At 34.9% G+C, this 19,766-nt stretch carries 13 protein-coding genes; 10 read left to right on the forward strand and 3 right to left on the reverse strand.

Annotation, left to right across the window (positions count from 1 at the left end):
- Nucleotides 1–82: 82 nt before the first annotated feature.
- The 3 genes from D1J36_RS09235 to D1J36_RS09245 all read left to right on the forward strand — a co-directional run bounded on the left by D1J36_RS09235 (nucleotide 83) and on the right by D1J36_RS09245 (nucleotide 6,077).
- The gene (locus D1J36_RS09235; RefSeq protein WP_154136874.1) at nucleotides 83–4,501 is read left to right on the forward strand and encodes a S8 family serine peptidase; all 4,419 of its coding nucleotides are present in this window, start codon (nucleotides 83–85) and stop codon (nucleotides 4,499–4,501) included.
- Between the two features lie 103 nt (nucleotides 4,502–4,604).
- A complete protein-coding gene (gene recR / locus D1J36_RS09240; RefSeq protein ID WP_154136875.1) occupies nucleotides 4,605–5,213 on the forward strand; it encodes a recombination mediator RecR in 609 nt (202 codons plus the stop codon).
- A gap of 6 nt (nucleotides 5,214–5,219) precedes the next feature.
- Complete coding sequence (locus D1J36_RS09245) at nucleotides 5,220–6,077, forward strand: glycosyltransferase family 2 protein (RefSeq protein ID WP_154136876.1); 858 nt, start codon at nucleotides 5,220–5,222, stop codon at nucleotides 6,075–6,077.
- Nucleotides 6,078–6,115: 38 nt separating this feature from the next.
- On the opposite strand, the gene secG is transcribed toward D1J36_RS09245, so the two are convergent.
- From secG to D1J36_RS09260, 3 genes are all read right to left on the reverse strand, one after another.
- The gene (gene secG / locus D1J36_RS09250) at nucleotides 6,116–6,478 is read right to left on the reverse strand and encodes a preprotein translocase subunit SecG (RefSeq protein WP_013446734.1); all 363 of its coding nucleotides are present in this window, start codon (nucleotides 6,476–6,478) and stop codon (nucleotides 6,116–6,118) included.
- A gap of 141 nt (nucleotides 6,479–6,619) precedes the next feature.
- Complete coding sequence (locus D1J36_RS09255) at nucleotides 6,620–8,662, reverse strand: M16 family metallopeptidase (RefSeq protein WP_154136877.1); 2,043 nt, start codon at nucleotides 8,660–8,662, stop codon at nucleotides 6,620–6,622.
- Nucleotides 8,663–8,674: 12 nt separating this feature from the next.
- The gene (locus tag D1J36_RS09260) at nucleotides 8,675–9,988 is read right to left on the reverse strand and encodes a M16 family metallopeptidase (RefSeq protein WP_004919072.1); all 1,314 of its coding nucleotides are present in this window, start codon (nucleotides 9,986–9,988) and stop codon (nucleotides 8,675–8,677) included.
- 609 nt (nucleotides 9,989–10,597) lie between these two features.
- On the opposite strand from D1J36_RS09260, the gene D1J36_RS09265 reads away from it, so the two are divergent.
- The 7 genes from D1J36_RS09265 (at nucleotide 10,598) to D1J36_RS09295 (ending at nucleotide 19,761) form a co-directional block, all read left to right on the forward strand.
- Nucleotides 10,598–12,937 carry an ATP-dependent helicase gene (locus D1J36_RS09265; protein ID WP_154136878.1) on the forward strand — a complete coding sequence of 780 codons (2,340 nt, stop codon included), beginning with the start codon at nucleotides 10,598–10,600 and terminating at the stop codon, nucleotides 12,935–12,937.
- A gap of 54 nt (nucleotides 12,938–12,991) precedes the next feature.
- A complete protein-coding gene (gene polA, locus D1J36_RS09270) occupies nucleotides 12,992–15,799 on the forward strand; it encodes a DNA polymerase I (RefSeq protein ID WP_154136879.1) in 2,808 nt (935 codons plus the stop codon).
- Nucleotides 15,800–15,813: 14 nt separating this feature from the next.
- The gene (locus tag D1J36_RS09275) at nucleotides 15,814–16,659 is read left to right on the forward strand and encodes a glycosyltransferase family 2 protein (protein WP_154136880.1); all 846 of its coding nucleotides are present in this window, start codon (nucleotides 15,814–15,816) and stop codon (nucleotides 16,657–16,659) included.
- Nucleotides 16,660–16,677: 18 nt separating this feature from the next.
- Nucleotides 16,678–17,646, forward strand: a complete 969-nt coding sequence (locus D1J36_RS09280) for a PhoH family protein (RefSeq protein WP_154136881.1) — start codon at nucleotides 16,678–16,680, stop codon at nucleotides 17,644–17,646.
- Nucleotides 17,647–17,739: 93 nt separating this feature from the next.
- Nucleotides 17,740–18,291, forward strand: coding sequence for an outer membrane beta-barrel protein (locus D1J36_RS09285; protein ID WP_154136882.1), 552 nt, complete (start codon nucleotides 17,740–17,742; stop codon nucleotides 18,289–18,291).
- Nucleotides 18,292–18,412: 121 nt separating this feature from the next.
- The gene (locus D1J36_RS09290; protein ID WP_154136883.1) at nucleotides 18,413–18,934 is read left to right on the forward strand and encodes a C40 family peptidase; all 522 of its coding nucleotides are present in this window, start codon (nucleotides 18,413–18,415) and stop codon (nucleotides 18,932–18,934) included.
- Nucleotides 18,935–18,948: 14 nt separating this feature from the next.
- The gene (locus tag D1J36_RS09295) at nucleotides 18,949–19,761 is read left to right on the forward strand and encodes a 2,3,4,5-tetrahydropyridine-2,6-dicarboxylate N-succinyltransferase (protein WP_154136884.1); all 813 of its coding nucleotides are present in this window, start codon (nucleotides 18,949–18,951) and stop codon (nucleotides 19,759–19,761) included.
- Nucleotides 19,762–19,766 lie beyond the last annotated feature (5 nt).

Genomic DNA, 19,766 nt, shown 5'->3' on the forward strand with positions numbered 1-19,766 from the left:
AATATATTGTTATACATTTGTTTGATTTTTTTATTAGCAAAAAAATATTAATATTGTAAAGCGTTTAAAACATTTGTATTTTATGAAAAAATCTATTTTAGAAACAGGAAATTTGCTACCAATAGCAGCAGGTTTTCTGTTACTTCCGAACTTTGTTTTTGCACAGAATGCAGAACAAGTAAAGAAAATTAAAGAGTCATCTAATCTCAAGCAACTAAATTTGTTGCAGAAAGGGTTTAGTAAGTCTACTCTTAGTGTTAAAGAGCTACAGGCTAAAGCAAAAGACCTTAAAATTCCATTTATGGGGGAAGCCAATGGTAAACTTTACCAACTTCAAGGCTTTGATAAGAAGGGGAGAGCTCTTTACTATATTACATATAACACGGGAGCTGCCGAAGGTACAGGTACTAGTAAACTTCATCCTAGTGCTGGAGTTTTCAACCTAGAAGGTAGTGGAATGAAGGTGCACGAATGGGACGGAGGAAAAGTGAGAGCTACTCATCGAGAGTTTGGAGGAAGAGTAACTCAGAAAGATATCCCATTAAGTAATAGCGATCATGCTACCCATGTAGCAGGAACTATGGTAGCATCAGGAGTAGATGCTCTAGTGAAAGGAATGGCTCCCAAGGCTACATTAGATGCTTATGATTGGAATAATGATGAGAATGAAATGGTGGCTGCTGCTGCTGCTGGAGCAATTTTATCCAATCATTCTTATGGTTATTTGGGAGGATTCGAGTGGGGAAATTGGTCAGGAACTCAAGGTTGGCACTGGTTTGGAAGCGATGAGGATACTGAATATAAAGGGTATGGACAGTATACAGCTCCTGATAGAGATTGGGATTTAATTGCTCTTAATGCACCTTACTACTTACCTGTGAAAGCAGCAGGAAATCCTAGAGGAGATGGTCCTGCACCAGGAGAGACACATTATGTGAGAGACTCTGCAGGGCAATGGATGACTTCAACGAAAGTAAGACAAAAAAATGGAGGTGATAATGGGTTTGATTGTATTATTTTCGGGAGCACAGCTAAAAATATTCTTACTGTAGGTGCTGCAAATAAAATCGTGGGAGGATATAAAACACCTCAAGATGTAAGAATGGCTAGTTTTAGTGCATTTGGACCTGTAGACGATGGAAGAATTAAGCCTGATATTTCTGGTGTTGGTGTTGACCTTAAATCTAGTGTATCTACAGGAGATACTGCTTATGGAACAATGAGCGGAACCTCCATGGCATCTCCTAATGTTACAGGGTCTTTATTATTGTTACAAGAGCATTATTTCAAGAAGTTTAATGCTCATATGAAGTCGGCTACTTTAAAGGCATTGGCTATTGCTACAGCTAACGAAGCAGGTGAAGCTCCAGGACCAGACTATGCTTCTGGGTGGGGATTGTTAAACGCATTTGATGCAGCTAAGACTATTTCGCTAAGGAATCAATATTCTTTAATAGAGGAAAAAACTTTGCAAAATGGAGCAACAGAAGAATTGCAGGTTGTAGCTTCTGGAACAGAGCCATTGAAAGTAACTATTGCGTGGACAGATCCAGTTCCTGAAACTCTTCCTAGTATGGATAATCTTAACAATCGTACCAAAATGCTGGTAAACGATTTAGATATAAGAGTAATAAAAGACGGAGTAGAGGAACTGCCTTGGAGACTAAATCCTGACAATCCTGCATCTCCAGCTATTAAAGCTGACAATGACGTAGATAATGTGGAGCAAGTTGTAATAGATAACCCTGTGCCTGGTGCAACTTATACCATAAAGGTAACTCACAAAGGAACTTTAAAAAAGAATAATGTAACCACAGATGCTACAGGAACAACAGTAACATTAGTTAATGCTGATAGTCAGGATTACGCTATGGTAGTTACTGGTATCAATAGTGGAGTAGTAAAAGACTTGGCAGTAACAGCTGTTAATGTAAAAGTATCTCCAGTAGAATATTCTTCTACTACACCTGTAGAGTTTAAAATAACCAACAAAGGTAACTCAGCTTCTACAGAGGCTAAAGTGATTTATAAGTTAATCAATAAAGATAATGGTCAAGAAGTTACTCAAGGTGAGATTACAGTTCCTACTTTAAACTCAGGAGAAACGGTAGCTTTAGTGCAAAATATAGACTTATCTAAATCCTTTGTTAATTATACAATTACTTCGGAAGTAGTCTATACAGGTGATGAGGTAGAGCTTAATAATAAAGCCAGCGTAGAAGCATATGGTGTTGTAGCAGACTTAACACCAGACTTATCATCTCACGAATTTGGCTACGAAGATGATTTTGCTAAAAATGGTTGGACATCTGAAGATAAAGATGCTGATGGAAGAACATGGCGAAAATATGATGATGCAACTCTAGCTTATGAAGGTAGCTCTTTTGCATTAAATTTCCCAGGAAACAAAACTAATGTAAATGATTGGCTATTCTCTAACCCTCTAAAACTTAAAAAGAATACTCTTTATAGAGTGATATTCTATGCTCGTAAATTCCAAACTCCTACTGAAAATATTAGTATCTTCTTAGGTTCTGCAGCTAATAGCTCTTCAATGACTAAAGAGATAACACCTAAGGTAGAAGCTCTTACGGCTTACAATAGATACTCTTATGAGTTTAGTGTAGATACAGACCAAATGGCTTATGTAGGATTTAATCATAAGACAGAAGGAGATGCTCAGTCTTATGCTTTCGCTATAGACAAGACTAGATTTGAGTACGCAGAAGATAAACCTAATATTGATTTTAAAGCAAGTAAATTAAATCCTAATTCTTTTGAAACCGTTAGTTTAACTAACAGTACGGTTACAGCTTCCACATTACCTATAAGTTCTTGGGAATGGTCTTTCAATCCAAGTACAGTAAGTTTTGTAGAGAATACTTCTTCTAGTTCTAAAGAACCTAAAGTAGTATTCAACCAAGAGGGAGTTTATGCTGTTACTCTTAAAGCCACCAACTCTAAAGGAGAAGGAAGTCTTACTAAAAATACTTACATTACGGTTAAAAATGCAGCTACAGTAGCGGACTTTACAGTAAATAATCAGAATATATACTCTGGTGAAGCGGTAGTATTTACTAATACTTCTACAGGTAATCCTAAACCAACAGAATATAAGTGGACTATAACCCCATCTGATGGAGTAGAATATGTGGGAGGAACTACGGATATATCTGCTAATCCTAATGTCAAGTTTTCTAAAATAGGTAAGTACAAAGTGGGGCTTACAGCTACATCTGTACATAGTACTAACACTAAAGAAAAAGATAATTATATCACAGTAACAGGCATCTACAATAGCGTAGAAAACCTAACACATAGCTTTGATGAGAATACGAAAAATCTAGCTCTTAAGTGGGATAGACCAGAAATGAATCCTGTATACTCCGAAGGCTTTGAAAGTGCTGGAAACTTACCTGCAGGAATGACCGTGATTGATGGTAATACAGATAATCAAACATGGACTATTTCATCGGCTACATTGTTTAAAAATTCTGGAGGCTATGGTATTAGATCTTATTCTTGGTTCTCTGGAGCAATAGATGCTGATGACTATTTAGTAACACCTAAGTTAAGAAAAGGAGCAGAGGTATTGAAGTATGCTGTGAAGTTCCCTTGGCCAGAAAGATATGATGTTTATGTTGTTGAAGCTCCAGCTTCAGGGCAAGCACCTACTGTAAACGAGATAAAAGCAGGACATAAGGTTCATACATTTGATGCAACTGGAAAAGAAGCAGTATTCGCTACTAAAGAATTTAATATTAAGCAATATACTGATAAAGACTTCTTTGTAGCATTCCACCATAGAACTAAAAAAGCTGATGATGCTTTCTATATTGCATTAGATGATGTAGAAGTAGGTTACGATAACTCTCCAGCAGGAAAATCTAGTGCTAGCACTACAAATAAAGCATTGGCAACTTCTTCTGAGTTAGACTATAAGAAAGTTCTTTTAGCAGGACAGAAATTAGTTTCAAACGATGTACTTAAGGAAGGTGATAGTAAAGTAAATAATATTTCTAATCCTAAAGTAACATTCGGAATAACTACCTTACCTTACCTAGTAGGCTATGAGGTTGTTAAAGATGGTGTAAGTGTAAGCAATATTAATGATTACCGCACTCGTCTATACAACGAAACTATGACTGCAAATGGTTCATATACTTACGATGTGTACGCTGTATATTCTGATGGAGTTAAATCTGATAAACAAACTGTTGTAGTTAATATTACTACGCTTTCTACATCAGATGTTAACGCAAATGGAGGATTAAAAGTATATCCAAATCCGTCTAATGGCAATTTTGTAGTAGAAGCAGCTCCTACTGTATCTTCTCTAAAAGCTGGAGTTTACGATATGTCTGGAAAACAGATTTTATCTAACAGCTATAACGGTAACAAGTTTGAGCTTAATTTAACTCAACAGCCTAAAGGTGTTTATATCCTAAATCTAGTAGATGATAAAGGAGTAAAACACAATGTAAAACTGATGGTTAAATAAAAATTGATATTCATTTCAAAATCAATTTTAATAAATGGAGAAAGTCGGCTTTTAGTCGGCTTTCTTTTTGTTTTATTTTTAAAATAAAATTACCTTTGTGCTTATGAATTTTCCAAGTAAGGTTTTAGAAAAAGCAGTAGAAGAAATATCAGGTCTCCCAGGGATAGGTAGAAAGTCGGCTCTCAGGCTAGCTCTTCATTTGCTTAGACAACCTAGTTCACAAGGGCTAGCTCTAGGCGATGCTATACAAAATCTAGTTACGGAGATAAAATACTGTAAAGAATGCCATAACTTTTCGGACACAGATGTTTGCGAAATCTGTTCAGATGATAGCAGATATTCCGAACTCCTGTGTGTTGTGGAAGATGTAAGAGATGTAATGGCGATAGAAAATACAGGAAAATTCAAAGGTAAATATTTGGTTCTAGGAGGTAAAATATCGCCTATGGAAGGTATTGGACCTCAACAATTAAATATAGAAACTTTAGAAAGCAAACTAGAAACAGGAGAGATAGAGGAGGTGATTTTTGCCCTATCTGCAACTATGGAAGGCGATACCACCGTGTATTATTTATATAAAAAGTTTAAGCATTTTGATATTAAATTCTCCAATATTGCGAGGGGTATTTCCGTGGGAGATGAGTTAGAGTACGCCGATGAAGTTTCTTTGGGGAGGTCTATTTTGAACCGAATACCTTATAAAGGTCATTAAGTTTTTATGAAAAAAAAGCTAAGCATCATCATCGTTAATTATAATGTAACCGATTTGTTATCGGCTTGTATTCAGTCCATAGAAAAGTATGCAGCCAAAGTAGATTACGAAATTATAGTTATAGATAACTGCTCCACAGATAACTCTTGGAAAGAACTTAAATGCATCTTTCCAAAGGTCGTTTTTATGGAATTAGAAGAGAATTTAGGTTTCTCCAAAGCAAATAACATTGCCTCCAAAAAAGCTCAAGGCGAATATATTTTATTACTAAATCCAGATACAGAGTTAGAAAGTGATGGGCTAGATAGTTTGTTAGAATTTGCTGATGGTTGTGATAATTTGGGTTGCATCGGTGTTAGAATGCATAATTTGGCGGGGGATTTTCTTCCAGAGAGCAAACGCTCTGTTCCTAATATCATCAATTCTTTTGAAAAATTATTTCTTTTCACCTCTCGGAAAAATAACCGTAAAACCTATTACAGAAACGATATCAACGAAAACGAAATTGCTTGTGTAGAAGTGATTACAGGAGCTTTTCTTTTAATGAAAAGAGAACTATATCTAGATATAGGAGGCTTAGACGAAAGATATTTTATGTACGGCGAAGATATAGATTTGTGCTATACTCTTATCTGTAAAGGCTTTCAAAACTACTATTATGGGGCTTATTCTATACTTCATTACAAAGGGCAAAGCACCGTGAAAGATTTAAAATATTTGTCAAGATTTTATGGAGCAATGTTTTTATTTTTAGAAAAATACTATAAGTCTAAAAATAAATTAAAATACTTATTGCTATTACAAGGTTTAAAACTAAAATATTTTATAGAACGCCTAAAACTAAAAAAAGCGAAAGAAATATAATCTCTTTCGCTTTTCTATAATAAAGACTTAACAAAATCTTAGTTTCCTGTATTGCTTGGTGCTACTGGCGTAGCTGTGTTGTTTAAATCTACTTTTTGGTTTGGTGCTTGTGGAGCATTAGGTAACTCTGTTTTCTTAGGAGCTACAGGAGCCACATTCACTGTAGGTTTTGCAGTTAATACCACACTTAAAACAATTAGTAATACCACCGTAATTCCTAATGTCCAAGTAGCCTTCTCCATAAAATCATTAGTTCTTTGAACGCCGAAAGATGCCGATGACGCTCCCCCGAATGTTCCTGAAAGACCTCCACCTTTAGGGTTTTGTGCCAAAACTACTAATACCAACAACACACACACAATTACTATAAGAACCATAAATAGCGTAAAAACTGTACCCATAACTAAAAAGATAATTTTTTAAGTTCGCAAATATAAGAAGAATAATTTTATATCAAGAATAAAATAACTAAAACTTATGTAAAAAGAGGCAACTCCAAATAGAATTGCCTCTTAATGTTCAAAAAGTTATGGTTTTATTAACTATTTAAAATCTGTTTCTTGAGCTTTATTAAATTCGTAAGATTTTACTTCAAAAGTAATATCCATACCACTCATATTCTGGTTGATTTTGAACGGCATTTTAACTCCTGAAACTTCTTTATAATCAGAGAAAGTAGAAGGGATAGTCATTTCTTTATCACCCATTTTTTCTACTTTAGTTTCACCTAATTTCAATCCAGATTTTACGCTGTAGAAATAAGTGGTTTTACCTGATTTAATAGCATAAGCCTCTTCATTATTTACCTTTTCAATGCCTTTTAGTTCATAGTTACCATTGTTAGCAAACGCTAATTCTTTGAAAACTTCAGTAGATTTTTGCATCTCTTGTTTAGCCTGTTCTGGCATAGGGATTTTGTTTCCTTGAGCCATAATGTAGCCGTCTTTGCCATCAAATACAACTTTCTGCATAGAGTTGCCCATCATTTTCATATCCATCATCATTTTACCACCTTTTGCTTGTACTAAAGTCATTTCCAAAGGCATTCCCTGAACGGTAGCCGTAGCATTCATCGTAACAGAATTGATTTTACTAACCGCCTCTTTTCCACCTATGGCTTTAATGTAGTTTTGAGCAACGCTTTCTACATTTACATTAGCATCTACTTTTTTAACTTCAGGTTTTTGGCTAGGATTTGCATAGGCATCGTAGTATTTTACTGGGTAACCTAATTTTTCTAAACTATCCGCAATATCTGTTGCTTTACCAGCGATGAAAATTCTCGCTTGATTAGGCAAAATATTTTGATTAACTACCTTTTTAATATCAGCAGCTGTTACCTTTTCTATGGATTTTAAATAATTAGTATAGAAATCCGCAGGTAGATTTTGAAGTTTTTGGTTTAAAGCAAATCTAGCAATAGTTTCAGGTTTTTCTAAAGACATAATGAAATTACCTTTCAGTTTAGCTTTAGCGTTTTGTAACTCTTCTGGTTTTACAGTAGAGATGGCATTAAGCTCATTGATGAATTCTTTTACTGCCTTATCTGTAACCTCATTTCTTACACTTGCTTCTGCACTAAAGTTAGGCGAGTATTTACTCGTAGATAGGTTAGAATATGCCCCGTAAGTAAACGCATTTTTCTCTCTAAGGTTCATAAACAATCTACCTTCGCCACCGCCGCCAAGTATATAGTTTGCCATAACTCCAGCAAAATATTGTGGGTCTTTCATTTGTAAAGTAGAAATATTACCTACTTTAATGATAGATTGTACAGCGTTTGGAACATCTACCACATTAACCTCGGTAGAGGCTAGATTTTTTGCAGGTGCAGGAGTAGGGATTTTAACATTAGATTTTTTCCAATTTTTAAATTGGTTTTCTATCTGTTTCTTTACTTCATCATATTTTACATCTCCCACAATTACTAGATAAGCATTGTTAGGTGTGTAATATTTTTGATAGAAATCCTGCACATCTTTTAGTTGAATTTTATTGATGCTTTCCGCTGTTTTAAACTCTCCTAAAGCGGTGTTTTTACCATAAATAAGTGCGTCAGACACTCGGTTAGCGATAGCTTCTGCACTCTTTTCGTCTGTTTTAAGCCCTTCTAACGCTCTTTCTTTAGACTTTTGAACTTCTTCACTAGAGAATTTCGGGTTGATGATAGCATCTGCCATAAGGCTTACCACTTCTGGATAATATTTAGATAGTGTATTGGCAAATGCTCCAGAAGCGCCAAAATTTAATCTAGCTCCTAAGAAGTCTACTTTTTTATTAAATTCTTCTTTGCTAAGGGAAGTGGTTCCGTTACCTAGTTGGCTTGCCATAATACTAGAAACTCCAGCGATATTGCCCTCATATACAGGAGGTGTGTCTATGGTAAGAGTAACATTAACTCTAGGTAGTTTATGATTTTCTACCACCATTACGGTAAGTCCGTTTTTAAGGGTGAAAGTTTTAGGCTGTGCCACATTTACCGTAGGAGTAGGTCCTGGTTTTGGCATTGCATTAAGGTCTATATTTTGAGCAGATAACATTCCTGAAACTAGAAACGCCGCTGCAATGTATTTGATATTTTTCATTGTTAATTAGAATTATTTTTTTTGAGGTAAATAATTGATGTTGATTCTTTGGTTTGGATTAAGGTATTTAATCGCTGCTTGTTTTAAGTCTTCACGGGTGATAGAACGGTAGATGTCTATCTCTTTATTGATAAGATTAGTATCTCCTTTTAAAACATAGCTATCTGCTAGAGAATGAGCAATACCTTCCACAGTAGAATTAGAATTTACGAACTGATTTTCAAACTGGTTTTGCAGTTTCTGATAATCTTCTTCTGAAATTAGTGTGGTTTGTAGTTTTTTGATTTCAGCATCTATATCCTTTTCTAATGTAGCTTTGGTAGTAGCTCCCATAGGTATTGCAAAGAATGCGAAGATGCTATAATCTTCCATACCAATATTAGCCGCTTGTACTTGTAAAGCCTTTTTCTCCTGATCTACTAATTTTTTGTATAGAACAGAAGATTTACCACTGCTTAAATAGCTGCCCAACATTTCCAGAACATAAGCATCTTTTTCTTTATTAGATGGCGTTCTGTAAGTAAATACATAGGCTGGGATTTGGATATTATTATCATAAACCGTTACTTCTTCTTGTTTGGTAATAGGTGCTTCTTTAGGGAAGTTTCTAGTAACTTCTGCACCTCTAGGAATAGTGGCGTAGTATTCGTTAATCCACTTTTTAGTTTGTTCAGGATTGATGTCTCCAGCTACAACTAAAGTAGCATTATTGGGTACATAATACTTCTTAAAGAAACTTTGGAACTCTTCTAATTTTGCTGCATTTAAGTCTTCCATAGAGCCAATGGTAGTCCCTTTGTAAGGGTGATTTTTAAAGGCAGAAGTTAAAATACTATTAAACAGATTTCCGTAAGGTTGATTGTCTATTCTTAGCCTTTTTTCTTCTTTTACCACTTCTCTTTGAGTATCTACACCTACTTGGTTAATTACCGGTTGTCTCATTCTTTCAGCTTCCATCCAAAGTCCGAGTTGGGTATTGTTAGAAGGGAAAGTTTCGTAGTAGTAGGTTCTATCTCCAGTAGTGTTAGCATTGTTATTACCACCGTTAGACGAAACTATTTTAAACCATTCACCTCTTTTGATATTTGGAGTTCCTTCAAATAAAAGGTGTTCAAAAAAGTGAGCAAACCCTGTTCTGCCTTCCATTTCGTCTTTAGCACCTACATGGTACATTACAGCAGTAGTAACTACGGGAGCCGAATTGTCTTGATGGAGAATTACATGAAGTCCGTTAGGGAGGTCGTACTCCTCAAATTTGATTTGTTGTGCATTTAGCAGAGCTCCCGCGAAAGTAGCCACTGCCAAAGAGAAAAACTTTTTTTTCATTACGATATTAAATTTATTTTTTTGTTTTTAATTTCTTAAAGCGATTAGTAGAATTTTCTAATGATTTGTTACAAAATTATTTTAATTTCTTCTAAATCTCTTATAATGAAATGTTAAAGTTTCAATCTGTAAAAGATGGTATTTATACAATGTACAAAGTCAGTTTCATTCAAAGAAATCTATTCTTTAAAGCTAACTTGTTTTCTTTTTTTATTGAATTTTTGATTAGTTTATAATTATTATTCATCTGTTACTAGTAGAATATTGTTTGTAACAGCTTATTATCCATTTGTTACAGTTAGGATACAATTTGTAACAGCCCATTATCCATTTGTAACAGTTAAAATACGATTTGTAACAGCTTATTATCCATTTGTTACAGTTAGGATACGATTTGTAACAGCTTATTATCCATTTGTTACTTGTAAAACACTATTTGTAACAAGTTGTTGTCCTTAAAATACCATTTCTATATAGTTTTTTTATATTTATCATTGCATTAAGCAAAAAAGATTTCATAGCTAAAGACCATCATCGGTATTTTTTTTAATCGTTTATAGGTTGTAAATTTGTGGGATTTTTGGAGAGACAATATTAAAAAGCATTTCTATGGTAGATTATTTGAAGGGATTAAATGAAGCTCAGTACAAAGCAGTGACTACAATACAGGGACCACTAATGGTATTGGCAGGAGCTGGTTCTGGTAAAACGCGTGTGCTTACGATGCGTATTGCACATCTAATCACCAATGGAGTAGACCCTTTTAATATACTTGCACTTACTTTTACCAACAAAGCCGCTAGAGAAATGAAAGAGAGAATTGCTAAAGTGGTCGGAGAAAGCGATGCTAAAAGTCTATGGATGGGGACTTTCCATTCGGTTTTTGCAAGAATATTGAGGAGCGAGGCTCATTACTTAGGATTTCCTTCCAACTTTACCATTTACGACTCTCAAGATGCTCTTAATGTACTTAAGAAGGTCATCAAAGACCTTAATATAGACTCTGATTTATACAAACCTAAAAAAGTACAAGCCAGAATCTCTCAATACAAAAACAATCTCATCACCGTAAGAGCTTACTATAACAATCCTGAACTTATGGAAAACGACGCCCGAGCAAATATGAAACTCATTGGGCAAATTTATCAGAAATATGTGGAGGTTTGTTTTAAAAACGGAGCGATGGATTTTGACGACTTGCTTTTGAGAACCAACGAACTTCTCACTCGTTTTCCCGAAGTTCTTGCAAAATATCAAGACAGATTTAGATACATTTTAGTAGATGAGTATCAAGATACCAACCATTCTCAATATCTTATTGTAAAGGCGTTAGCCTCCAAATTTGAAAATATATGTGTCGTGGGAGATGATGCCCAATCTATTTACTCTTTTAGAGGAGCTAATATTCATAACATTCTGAACTTTAAAAAAGATTATCCAGATGCCGTAACGGTTTCACTAGAGCAAAACTACCGTTCTACACAGAATATTGTAAATGCTGCTAATGTGGTGATTGCTAAAAACCAGCAACAGTTCAAAAAGAATGTATTTAGTGCCAATGAAGAAGGCGAAAAACTTAAAGTTTACCGTTCACTTTCAGATGCCGACGAAGCCAACTTTGTTGCCGCCAACATTTGGGAACTGCATAACTCTCAACAAAGAATGTTCAATGAGTTTGCTATTTTATATAGAACAAACTCTCAAACCAGAGCTTTTGAAGATGCTTTAAGACGAAAAAATATTCCATACCGTGTCTATGGCGGATTGTCCTTTTATCAAAGGAAAGAGGTTAAAGATTTACTAGCCTATCTAAGACTTTTGGTAAACGAAAACGATGCCGAGGCACTCACAAGAATCATCAACTATCCCGTGAGAGGCATAGGCGAAACCACACAAAATAAACTTATTGTTTACGCAGATGGGCAAGGGTTATCTTTAGCTCAAGTTCTATCAGATTTACCATTTCACACACCTAGATTAGGGCTTAATAATTCGGCTCTCAATAAGCTAAATGATTTTTGGCAAATGATAAAGGCATTCCAAGTGATGCTTAAAACCGAAAATGCTTATACCGTTGCAATGGAGGTAGCTAAAAGAAGTGGGCTCATCAAAAACCTAAAAGACGACCAAACTCCAGAAGGAATTTCTAGGTTAGAAAACATACAAGAATTGATGAACTCAATGCAAGGGTTCATTGAGGAGCAGCAACAACTTGAAGAAGGTGATGCTAGTCTTTCTAACTTTTTAGAAAACATTGCCCTTTCGGCGGATACTCAAGACAAGCCAGACGGCAGTGAGGATATGGTTTCTCTGATGACGATACACCTTTCCAAAGGGCTAGAGTTTCCTGTGGTACACCTTGTAGGATTAGAAGAGAATTTGTTCCCGAGTTTTATGAGCAGTAGCTCCCGAGAAGAATTGGAGGAGGAGCGAAGACTCTTCTATGTAGCTTTAACTCGTGCCGAAAAACAAGCTTATCTTTCCTATGCGGTTTCTCGTTTCCAATGGGGAAAAATTACAGACTCGGAGCCGAGTAGATTTCTTAGCGAAATAGATGCTCAGTATTTAGACTTCCTTAATGCAAGTATGGAAAGGCGTTTTGTAAATCATTCAGGGATTAAATCTAATATTTTTGATGATACCCCATCAGCTCCAATCACTTTTAAAAAGAAAGAACCTAAGAAAACCATCAATCGTACAGAAACGAGTTTTCAGCCCAAAGAACCTAAAAAACTAAAACCGTTAGCATCAGCTAAAATTAACAATCCTGTTGGAGGAACCACGCAAGATATACAAGTAGGCGATAGGGTAAGACACGACAGGTTTGGTATGGGAGAAGTTATTTTTATTGATGGAACCGATGCTACCAACATCAAAGCAAAAGTTCATTTTGAACACGAAGGCGAAAAAAACTTGATTTTAAAGTTTGCTAGACTAGAGAAGCTCTAAGATTTAGTAGGAAATCTCAACTATTAGAAAAAAGATTTTGTTTATCTTTGCTCTATGACTGAGAACACCGATAAAAAATTATATCTTGTAGATGCCTACGCAATGATTTTTAGAGGCTATTATGCCTTTATCAGAAATCCTAGACTTACCACTGGTGGATTAGACACTTCCGCTATCTATGGTTTTACTAATTCTCTTATTGAGTTAATTAAAAAGGAACGTCCTACTCACTTAGCCGTCGTTTTTGATGTGGGGAGACAAAATGTAAGACACGAAGATTTTTCTGACTATAAAGCCAACAGAGCTGAAACTCCAGAGGCAATAAAAATTGCGGTACCTTACATTCATCGTATTTTAAAGGCAATGCATATCCCAATTTTAGGAGTAGAGGGCTACGAGGCAGATGATGTTATAGGTACTATTGCAGGCAAGGCAGAGAAGCAAGGTTACGAGGTGTTTATGGTAACGCCAGATAAAGATTTTGCACAACTCGTTACAGAGCATATAAAAATCTATAAACCAGGATTAAAAGGTGGTGATGTTGAAATCTTAGGTGTAAAGGAAGTTTTAGAAAAATACGAAATAGAAAACCCTAAGCAGATTATAGATTATCTAGGAATGATGGGTGATTCGGTGGATAATATCCCTGGGCTTGAAGGAGTGGGAGAGAAGACTGCAAAAAAATTCATCAAGGAGTATGGCTCTATGGAAAATCTTCTAGCCAATACTCATCAGCTTAAAGGTAAATTAAAAGAAAAGGTGGAAGCCTCTGCAGAGCGTGGTCTAATGTCAAAAAAACTAGCCACCATACTTTGTGATGCTCCCATAGAGTTTCATCAAGAGGAATACGATTTAGAAACACCTAACTTTGAAGAGGTAAAACAAATTTTTGAAGAGATAGAATTCCGAAGATTGTACGAAAATCTTTACAAAGCCTTCTCTACTGAAAAATCAGTAGAGGAAAAAAAATCGGATAAAGATTCTGTTCAGTCGCCAGTACAGTTAGATTTATTTTCAGATTTTGAAGCGTTAGAACAGACTACAACTACCAAACATACTATAGAAGACCGAGAGCATCTCTATCAATATATAGATACAGAAAAAGGTCAACTTTTGCTCCTACAAAATCTATTGAAACAAAAAGCGGTTTGTTTTGATACAGAAACCACCTCTTTAGATGAGATGGAAACAGAGCTTATAGGCATTAGTTTCAGTTATAAAAAAGGCTTGGCTTATTATGTCCCAATCCCTGAAAATAGAGCGGAGGCACAGGCTATTGTAGAGCGTTTTCGTCCGTTTTTTGAAAAGGAAAGTATCTTAAAAATTGCTCATAATTTAAAATACGATTACAAAGTACTCCTAAATTACGACATAGAGGTTAAAGGCAATTTATTTGATACAATGATTGCTCACTACCTGCTCAATCCTGATGGCAGACACGGTATGGATTATCTTTCTGAAATGTACCTTAACTATAAGCCTATAGCATTAGAAACTTTAATTGGCAAAAAAGGAAAAGGGCAAAAAACATTAAGAGAAATTGACCTACCGACACAAACACAATACGCTGCAGAAGATGCTGATATTACCTTTCAGTTATACGAAATTTTTTCGCCTCAACTAAGAAAAGAAGAAGTAGAAGAGGTATTTTATAAGATAGAAATGCCTTTAGTTAAAGTATTAGCTAAAATGGAACTTGCTGGTGTAGCTTTGGATAAAGAATGGCTAAAAGATGAAAGTATTAGCTTAGAGCAAGATTTAAAGATTTTAGAAGGACAAATATTTGAACAGGCAGGAGAAGAACTAAACATTAACTCACCTAAACAATTAGGAGATATATTATTTGAAAAATTAAAACTAGACCCTAAAGCTAAAAAGACCAAAACAGGACAATATTCCACATCAGAAGATGTTTTACAAAAACTTTCTCATAAACACGAGATTATCAAGTTAATTTTGGAATACCGACAATTACAAAAACTAAAATCCACTTATGTAGATGCTTTGCCAAATCAAATAAGTCCAATAGATGGCAGAGTACATACCAGTTTCGCCCAAACAGTAGCCGCTACTGGGAGATTAGCTAGTAATAATCCTAATTTACAGAATATCCCTATAAGAACGGAACGAGGACAACAGGTAAGAGGTGCTTTTGTAGCTCCAAAAGGTTCTAAAATTGTTTCAGCCGACTATTCTCAAATAGAACTTCGTCTTATTGCAGAAATTTCTGGAGAGGAAACTATGATAAACGCATTTAAGGAGGGGCAAGATATTCACGCTTCTACGGCTTCCAAATTGTTTGATGTTCCTTTGAGTGAAGTGTCCAAAACTCAAAGAAGCCAAGCCAAAACAGTTAATTTTGGTATTATTTATGGGCAAAGTGCTTTCGCTTTAGCAGACCAAACAGGTCTTTCTAGAACTGATGCCAAACAACTCATAGATTCCTATTACGAAACTTATCCAAAGTTAAAAGCCTTTATGACAGAGCAAGTTCAAACGGCTAGAAAAAAAGGTTATGTAGAAACTATAATGGGAAGAAAAAGACACCTTAAAGATATAAACTCTAACAATTTTATAGTAAGAGGACATGCAGAAAGAAATGCTGTAAACGCCCCAATACAAGGTAGTGCTGCTGATATTATAAAACTGGCAATGATAAAAATAGATTCTGAAATAAAAGCTCAAGGTTTAAAAACCAAAATGCTTTTACAGGTACACGATGAATTGGTATTTGAAGTCCCAAATGAAGAGATAGAGGTTGCGACTACTTTAATAAAACAAGAAATGGAAACTGCTTATTCTACCAAAGTACCATTGCTTACAGAGGTTGGGGTAGGAGATAATTGGCTAGAAGCTCATTAAAAAAATAGACTAATTTGAGATTCCTTATCATCATACCAGCACATAATGAAGAAGATAGTATTTTGCTATGTTTAAAATCTTTAGCAAAACAGACTTATCAAAATTTTGACTGCATTGTTGTAAATGATGGCTCTACAGATAAAACAAAAGAGTTGGTAGAAAGTTTCATTAAAGATAACCTTTCTTTTAAACTCAAAAATTTAGAATCTTCCTTTCATCAGCCTGGGGCAAAGGTCGTTCAAACTTTTTATCGAGGTTTAGAAGAGGTTTCTTTAGCTGATTATGATGTTATCTGCAAATTCGATGCTGATATTATATTTCCATCGCAATATTTAGAAAACATCAATAAAATCTATACAGAAAATCCTAAAGCTGGTATGGTCTCTGGATTGGTATATATTCAAAATGATAAAGGAGAATGGATTTATGAGAATTTATCCTCAAAAAATCATGTCAGAGGTCCTATAAAATCTTACCGAAAAGATTGTTTTTTAGCAATGAATGGACTTCGCTCCGTATTGGGTTGGGATAATATAGATGTGATGTTAGCTCAAATGAATGGTTATGATATTATCACCATTAAAAATCTTTGGGTAAAACATTTAAGACCTACAGCTTATAAATACAAATCTCAAAAAGCTGAAAAATTGGGAGAATATTTCTATAATATTGGGCTTAATCTTCCTCTAGCTATGATATCATCTGCGAAGTCGTCTTTTAAAAACGGTTCATTTTTAGAATTTTTTATAACAATGAAGAGCTTTTTATCTCAAAATAAGTCCTTACAATTAACTCAAGAAGAAATTAAATTCATCAGAAAGTTGAGAAACCCTCTACAAAAAATATTTAACAGACAATAAATATATCATTTAGTATATATGGAATTAACTTACGAAATTTCAGGAATAGAAATTAAAACCTTTTACGGAGTTCAAAATCAGTTTTTTAATCTGATAAAGTCTTCGTTTCCGACGCTTAAAATAACAGGGAGAGACCATTTTATATTCGCTATGGGAAATCCCGAAACTTTGGAGGTACTAAAAGAAAAATTGGACGATATTGTAAAATTTATCACTAAACATAATATTATTACTATCAAAGATGTAGAAAGTATCTTGATGATAAAAGACGAAAAAGAAAAACAACTTGTCTTTGATCAAGATATTATTGTGAAAGGAGTCCAAGGGAAAATCATTAAGGCTAAAACTACTAACCTTAAAAAACTCGTAAAGGAAACCGAAACAAAAGATATGGTATTCGCCATAGGTCCTGCAGGAACAGGAAAAACTTATACCAGTGTAGCTTTGGCAGTAAGAGCTTTAAAGGAAAAACAAGTAAGACGAATTATCCTCACACGCCCTGCGGTGGAAGCAGGGGAGAGCCTTGGTTTTTTACCAGGAGACTTAAAGGAGAAACTAGACCCTTATTTACAACCGCTTTATGATGCTTTGCGAGATATGATACCACACGAAAAGCTAGAAGGGTTTATTGAGAAAAAAGTGATAGAAGTAGCACCTTTGGCCTTTATGAGAGGGCGAACTTTGGACGATGCTTTTGTCATCTTAGATGAAGCACAAAATACAACCCATGCCCAAATGAAAATGTTTTTAACAAGAATGGGAATGAATGCTAAATTCATAATTACAGGCGACCCTACACAAGTAGATTTACCATATAAGCAAAAATCAGGCTTGAAAGAAGCTATGCATATCCTAGAAAACATTAAGGAAATAGGCTTTGTATATCTCAACGAAGCCGATGTGGTAAGGCACCCTGTGGTTAAAAAGATAATCTCTGCTTATAATGAGGAAGAAAAAAGACAGAGTGCAAAGGAATATGATAAATGAAGAGATTAAATTAGAATATGATAAAAATCATTTTGGTTTTAGAATAATATATATATCTTTGCGAAATAAAGAAACGAATAAAACTTTAAAACAATGAAAAAACTATTTTTAGTAGGTGCTTTAGCACTTTTCGGAGCAATGAACGCTCAAACAGAAAAAGGATCTTGGGTTGTAGAAGGTAAAACCAATTTAGGATTTAATAGTGTGTCAACTAAGGTAAAGTATGATGGAAAGTCTTACGATGCTGGTAAGGTTTCTACTTTTAACATTAGTCCTAGTGTTGGATATTTTGTTATGGATAACTTAGCTTTAGGATTAGAGTTTAACTTTTTATCTTCTAAGGAGGGGAATAGTTCTTCTAGTACACTTTCTTTCTTACCTAACGCAACTTACTATTTTTCTACAGGATCTCAATTCAGACCATATTTAGGAGTTGGAGTAGGATATGGTAGCAATACTACGGGTGATGTATCTGTAGGTGGTTTAGCTTGGGGAGTTAAAGGTGGTGGAGTTTACATGTTAAATAAAACTGCAGGTATAAATCTAGGTCTAGGTTACAGCCAATTCAGTACAACTAACAATAACCTAACTACAACAGCGGGTGCATTTGGAGTTAACGCAGGTTTCTCTTTATTCTTCAAATAATCTAAGATTTATAATAAAAGATAGTTAGAGCAGTCTAAAGGGCTGCTCTTTCTTTTATATTCCGATAATAAAATAGACTAACTTTAGTCTATTTTTTGTATTTTTGGGGCAAATTGGAATAATGAGAAGATTTATTGGTTTTGTGCTATTTTCTGTGCTGTTAGTTAGCTGTGGAACTTCTAAAAGATCCACAACTACAAGCAAAGTTAGTAAAGTTGCATCTAAAACATTATCTTCAGAAAATTCAGGAGTAGTTACTAAAGAGGCTAGAAAAATAATTAAAACAGCCGAAAAATATTTAGGTGTTCCTTATAAGTATGCAGGAAATACTTCATCTGGTTTTGATTGCTCTGGTCTAGTTTCTAAAGTTTTTATAGAGAATAATAAAACCCTTCCTAGGCGTTCAACAGATCAGGCATTGGAGGGGACTAGTATCTCTGTTAAAGAAATTAAAATAGGAGATTTAGTTTTTTTCGCAACTATGGGAGGTGCTAAAGTCTCTCATGTGGGTATTGTTCATACCATAGAAACTGATGGAGAAATTAAGTTTATTCATGCTTCGACTTCTAAAGGAGTTATTATTTCGTCTCTAAACGAAACTTATTGGAACAAATCTTTTTTATTTGCAAGAAGAATACTTTAATATAAAATACAAATATGTCATTACAACAAACAATAGAAAATCTTTGGGAGAACAGAGATTTATTACAGAATGAAGAAAACCAAAAAGTAATTAGAGAAGTTATTGCTAAACTAGACAAGGGAGAGCTTCGTGTAGCTGAACCTACGGCTAACGGTTGGCAGGTAAACGAATGGGTGAAAAAGGCGGTAGTAATGTATTTCCCTATTCAAAAGATGGAAACCATCGAAGTTGGACCTTTTGAGTTTCATGATAAAATGCCTTTGAAAAGAAACTACGCCGAAAAAGGGGTAAGAGTAGTGCCTCACGCGGTGGCTAGAGAAGGAGCTTATATAGCTTCTGGTGTTATTATGATGCCATCTTATGTAAATATTGGGGCGTATGTAGATAGTGGTACTATGGTAGATACTTGGGCTACAGTAGGCAGTTGTGCTCAAATAGGTAAAAATGTACATCTAAGTGGAGGAGTTGGTATTGGTGGTGTTTTAGAGCCATTACAAGCAGCACCTGTAATTATAGAAGACGATGTTTTTGTGGGATCTAGATGCATTGTAGTAGAAGGTGTACATGTGGAAAAAGAAGCGGTTTTAGGTGCTAATGTGGTACTAACAGGTTCTACTAAAATTATAGATGTAACAGGAGAGCAACCAATTGAATATAAAGGGAGAGTACCAGCTCGTTCAGTAGTAATTCCAGGAAGTCTTACTAAAAAATTCCCTGCAGGAGAGTATCAAGTACCTTGTGCTTTAATTATCGGTAAAAGAAAAGAATCAACAGATAAGAAAACCTCTCTTAATGATGCTTTGAGAGAGAATAATGTAGCGGTATAATCTTT

This window comes from Riemerella anatipestifer, assembly GCF_009670965.2.
Classification (GTDB): Bacteria; Bacteroidota; Bacteroidia; order Flavobacteriales; family Weeksellaceae; genus Riemerella; species Riemerella anatipestifer_B.

Coding starts and splice junctions, on each gene's coding strand:
- D1J36_RS09285 (WP_154136882.1), top strand. CDS start 17,740: ATGAAAAAACTATTTTTAGTAGGTGCTTTAGCACTTTTCGGAGCAATG.
- D1J36_RS09260 (WP_004919072.1), bottom strand. CDS start 9,988: ATGAAAAAAAAGTTTTTCTCTTTGGCAGTGGCTACTTTCGCGGGAGCT.
- D1J36_RS09245 (WP_154136876.1), top strand. CDS start 5,220: ATGAAAAAAAAGCTAAGCATCATCATCGTTAATTATAATGTAACCGAT.
- D1J36_RS09295 (WP_154136884.1), top strand. CDS start 18,949: ATGTCATTACAACAAACAATAGAAAATCTTTGGGAGAACAGAGATTTA.
- D1J36_RS09265 (WP_154136878.1), top strand. CDS start 10,598: ATGGTAGATTATTTGAAGGGATTAAATGAAGCTCAGTACAAAGCAGTG.
- D1J36_RS09290 (WP_154136883.1), top strand. CDS start 18,413: ATGAGAAGATTTATTGGTTTTGTGCTATTTTCTGTGCTGTTAGTTAGC.
- recR (WP_154136875.1), top strand. CDS start 4,605: ATGAATTTTCCAAGTAAGGTTTTAGAAAAAGCAGTAGAAGAAATATCA.
- D1J36_RS09255 (WP_154136877.1), bottom strand. CDS start 8,662: ATGAAAAATATCAAATACATTGCAGCGGCGTTTCTAGTTTCAGGAATG.
- D1J36_RS09235 (WP_154136874.1), top strand. CDS start 83: ATGAAAAAATCTATTTTAGAAACAGGAAATTTGCTACCAATAGCAGCA.
- D1J36_RS09280 (WP_154136881.1), top strand. CDS start 16,678: ATGGAATTAACTTACGAAATTTCAGGAATAGAAATTAAAACCTTTTAC.
- secG (WP_013446734.1), bottom strand. CDS start 6,478: ATGGGTACAGTTTTTACGCTATTTATGGTTCTTATAGTAATTGTGTGT.
- polA (WP_154136879.1), top strand. CDS start 12,992: ATGACTGAGAACACCGATAAAAAATTATATCTTGTAGATGCCTACGCA.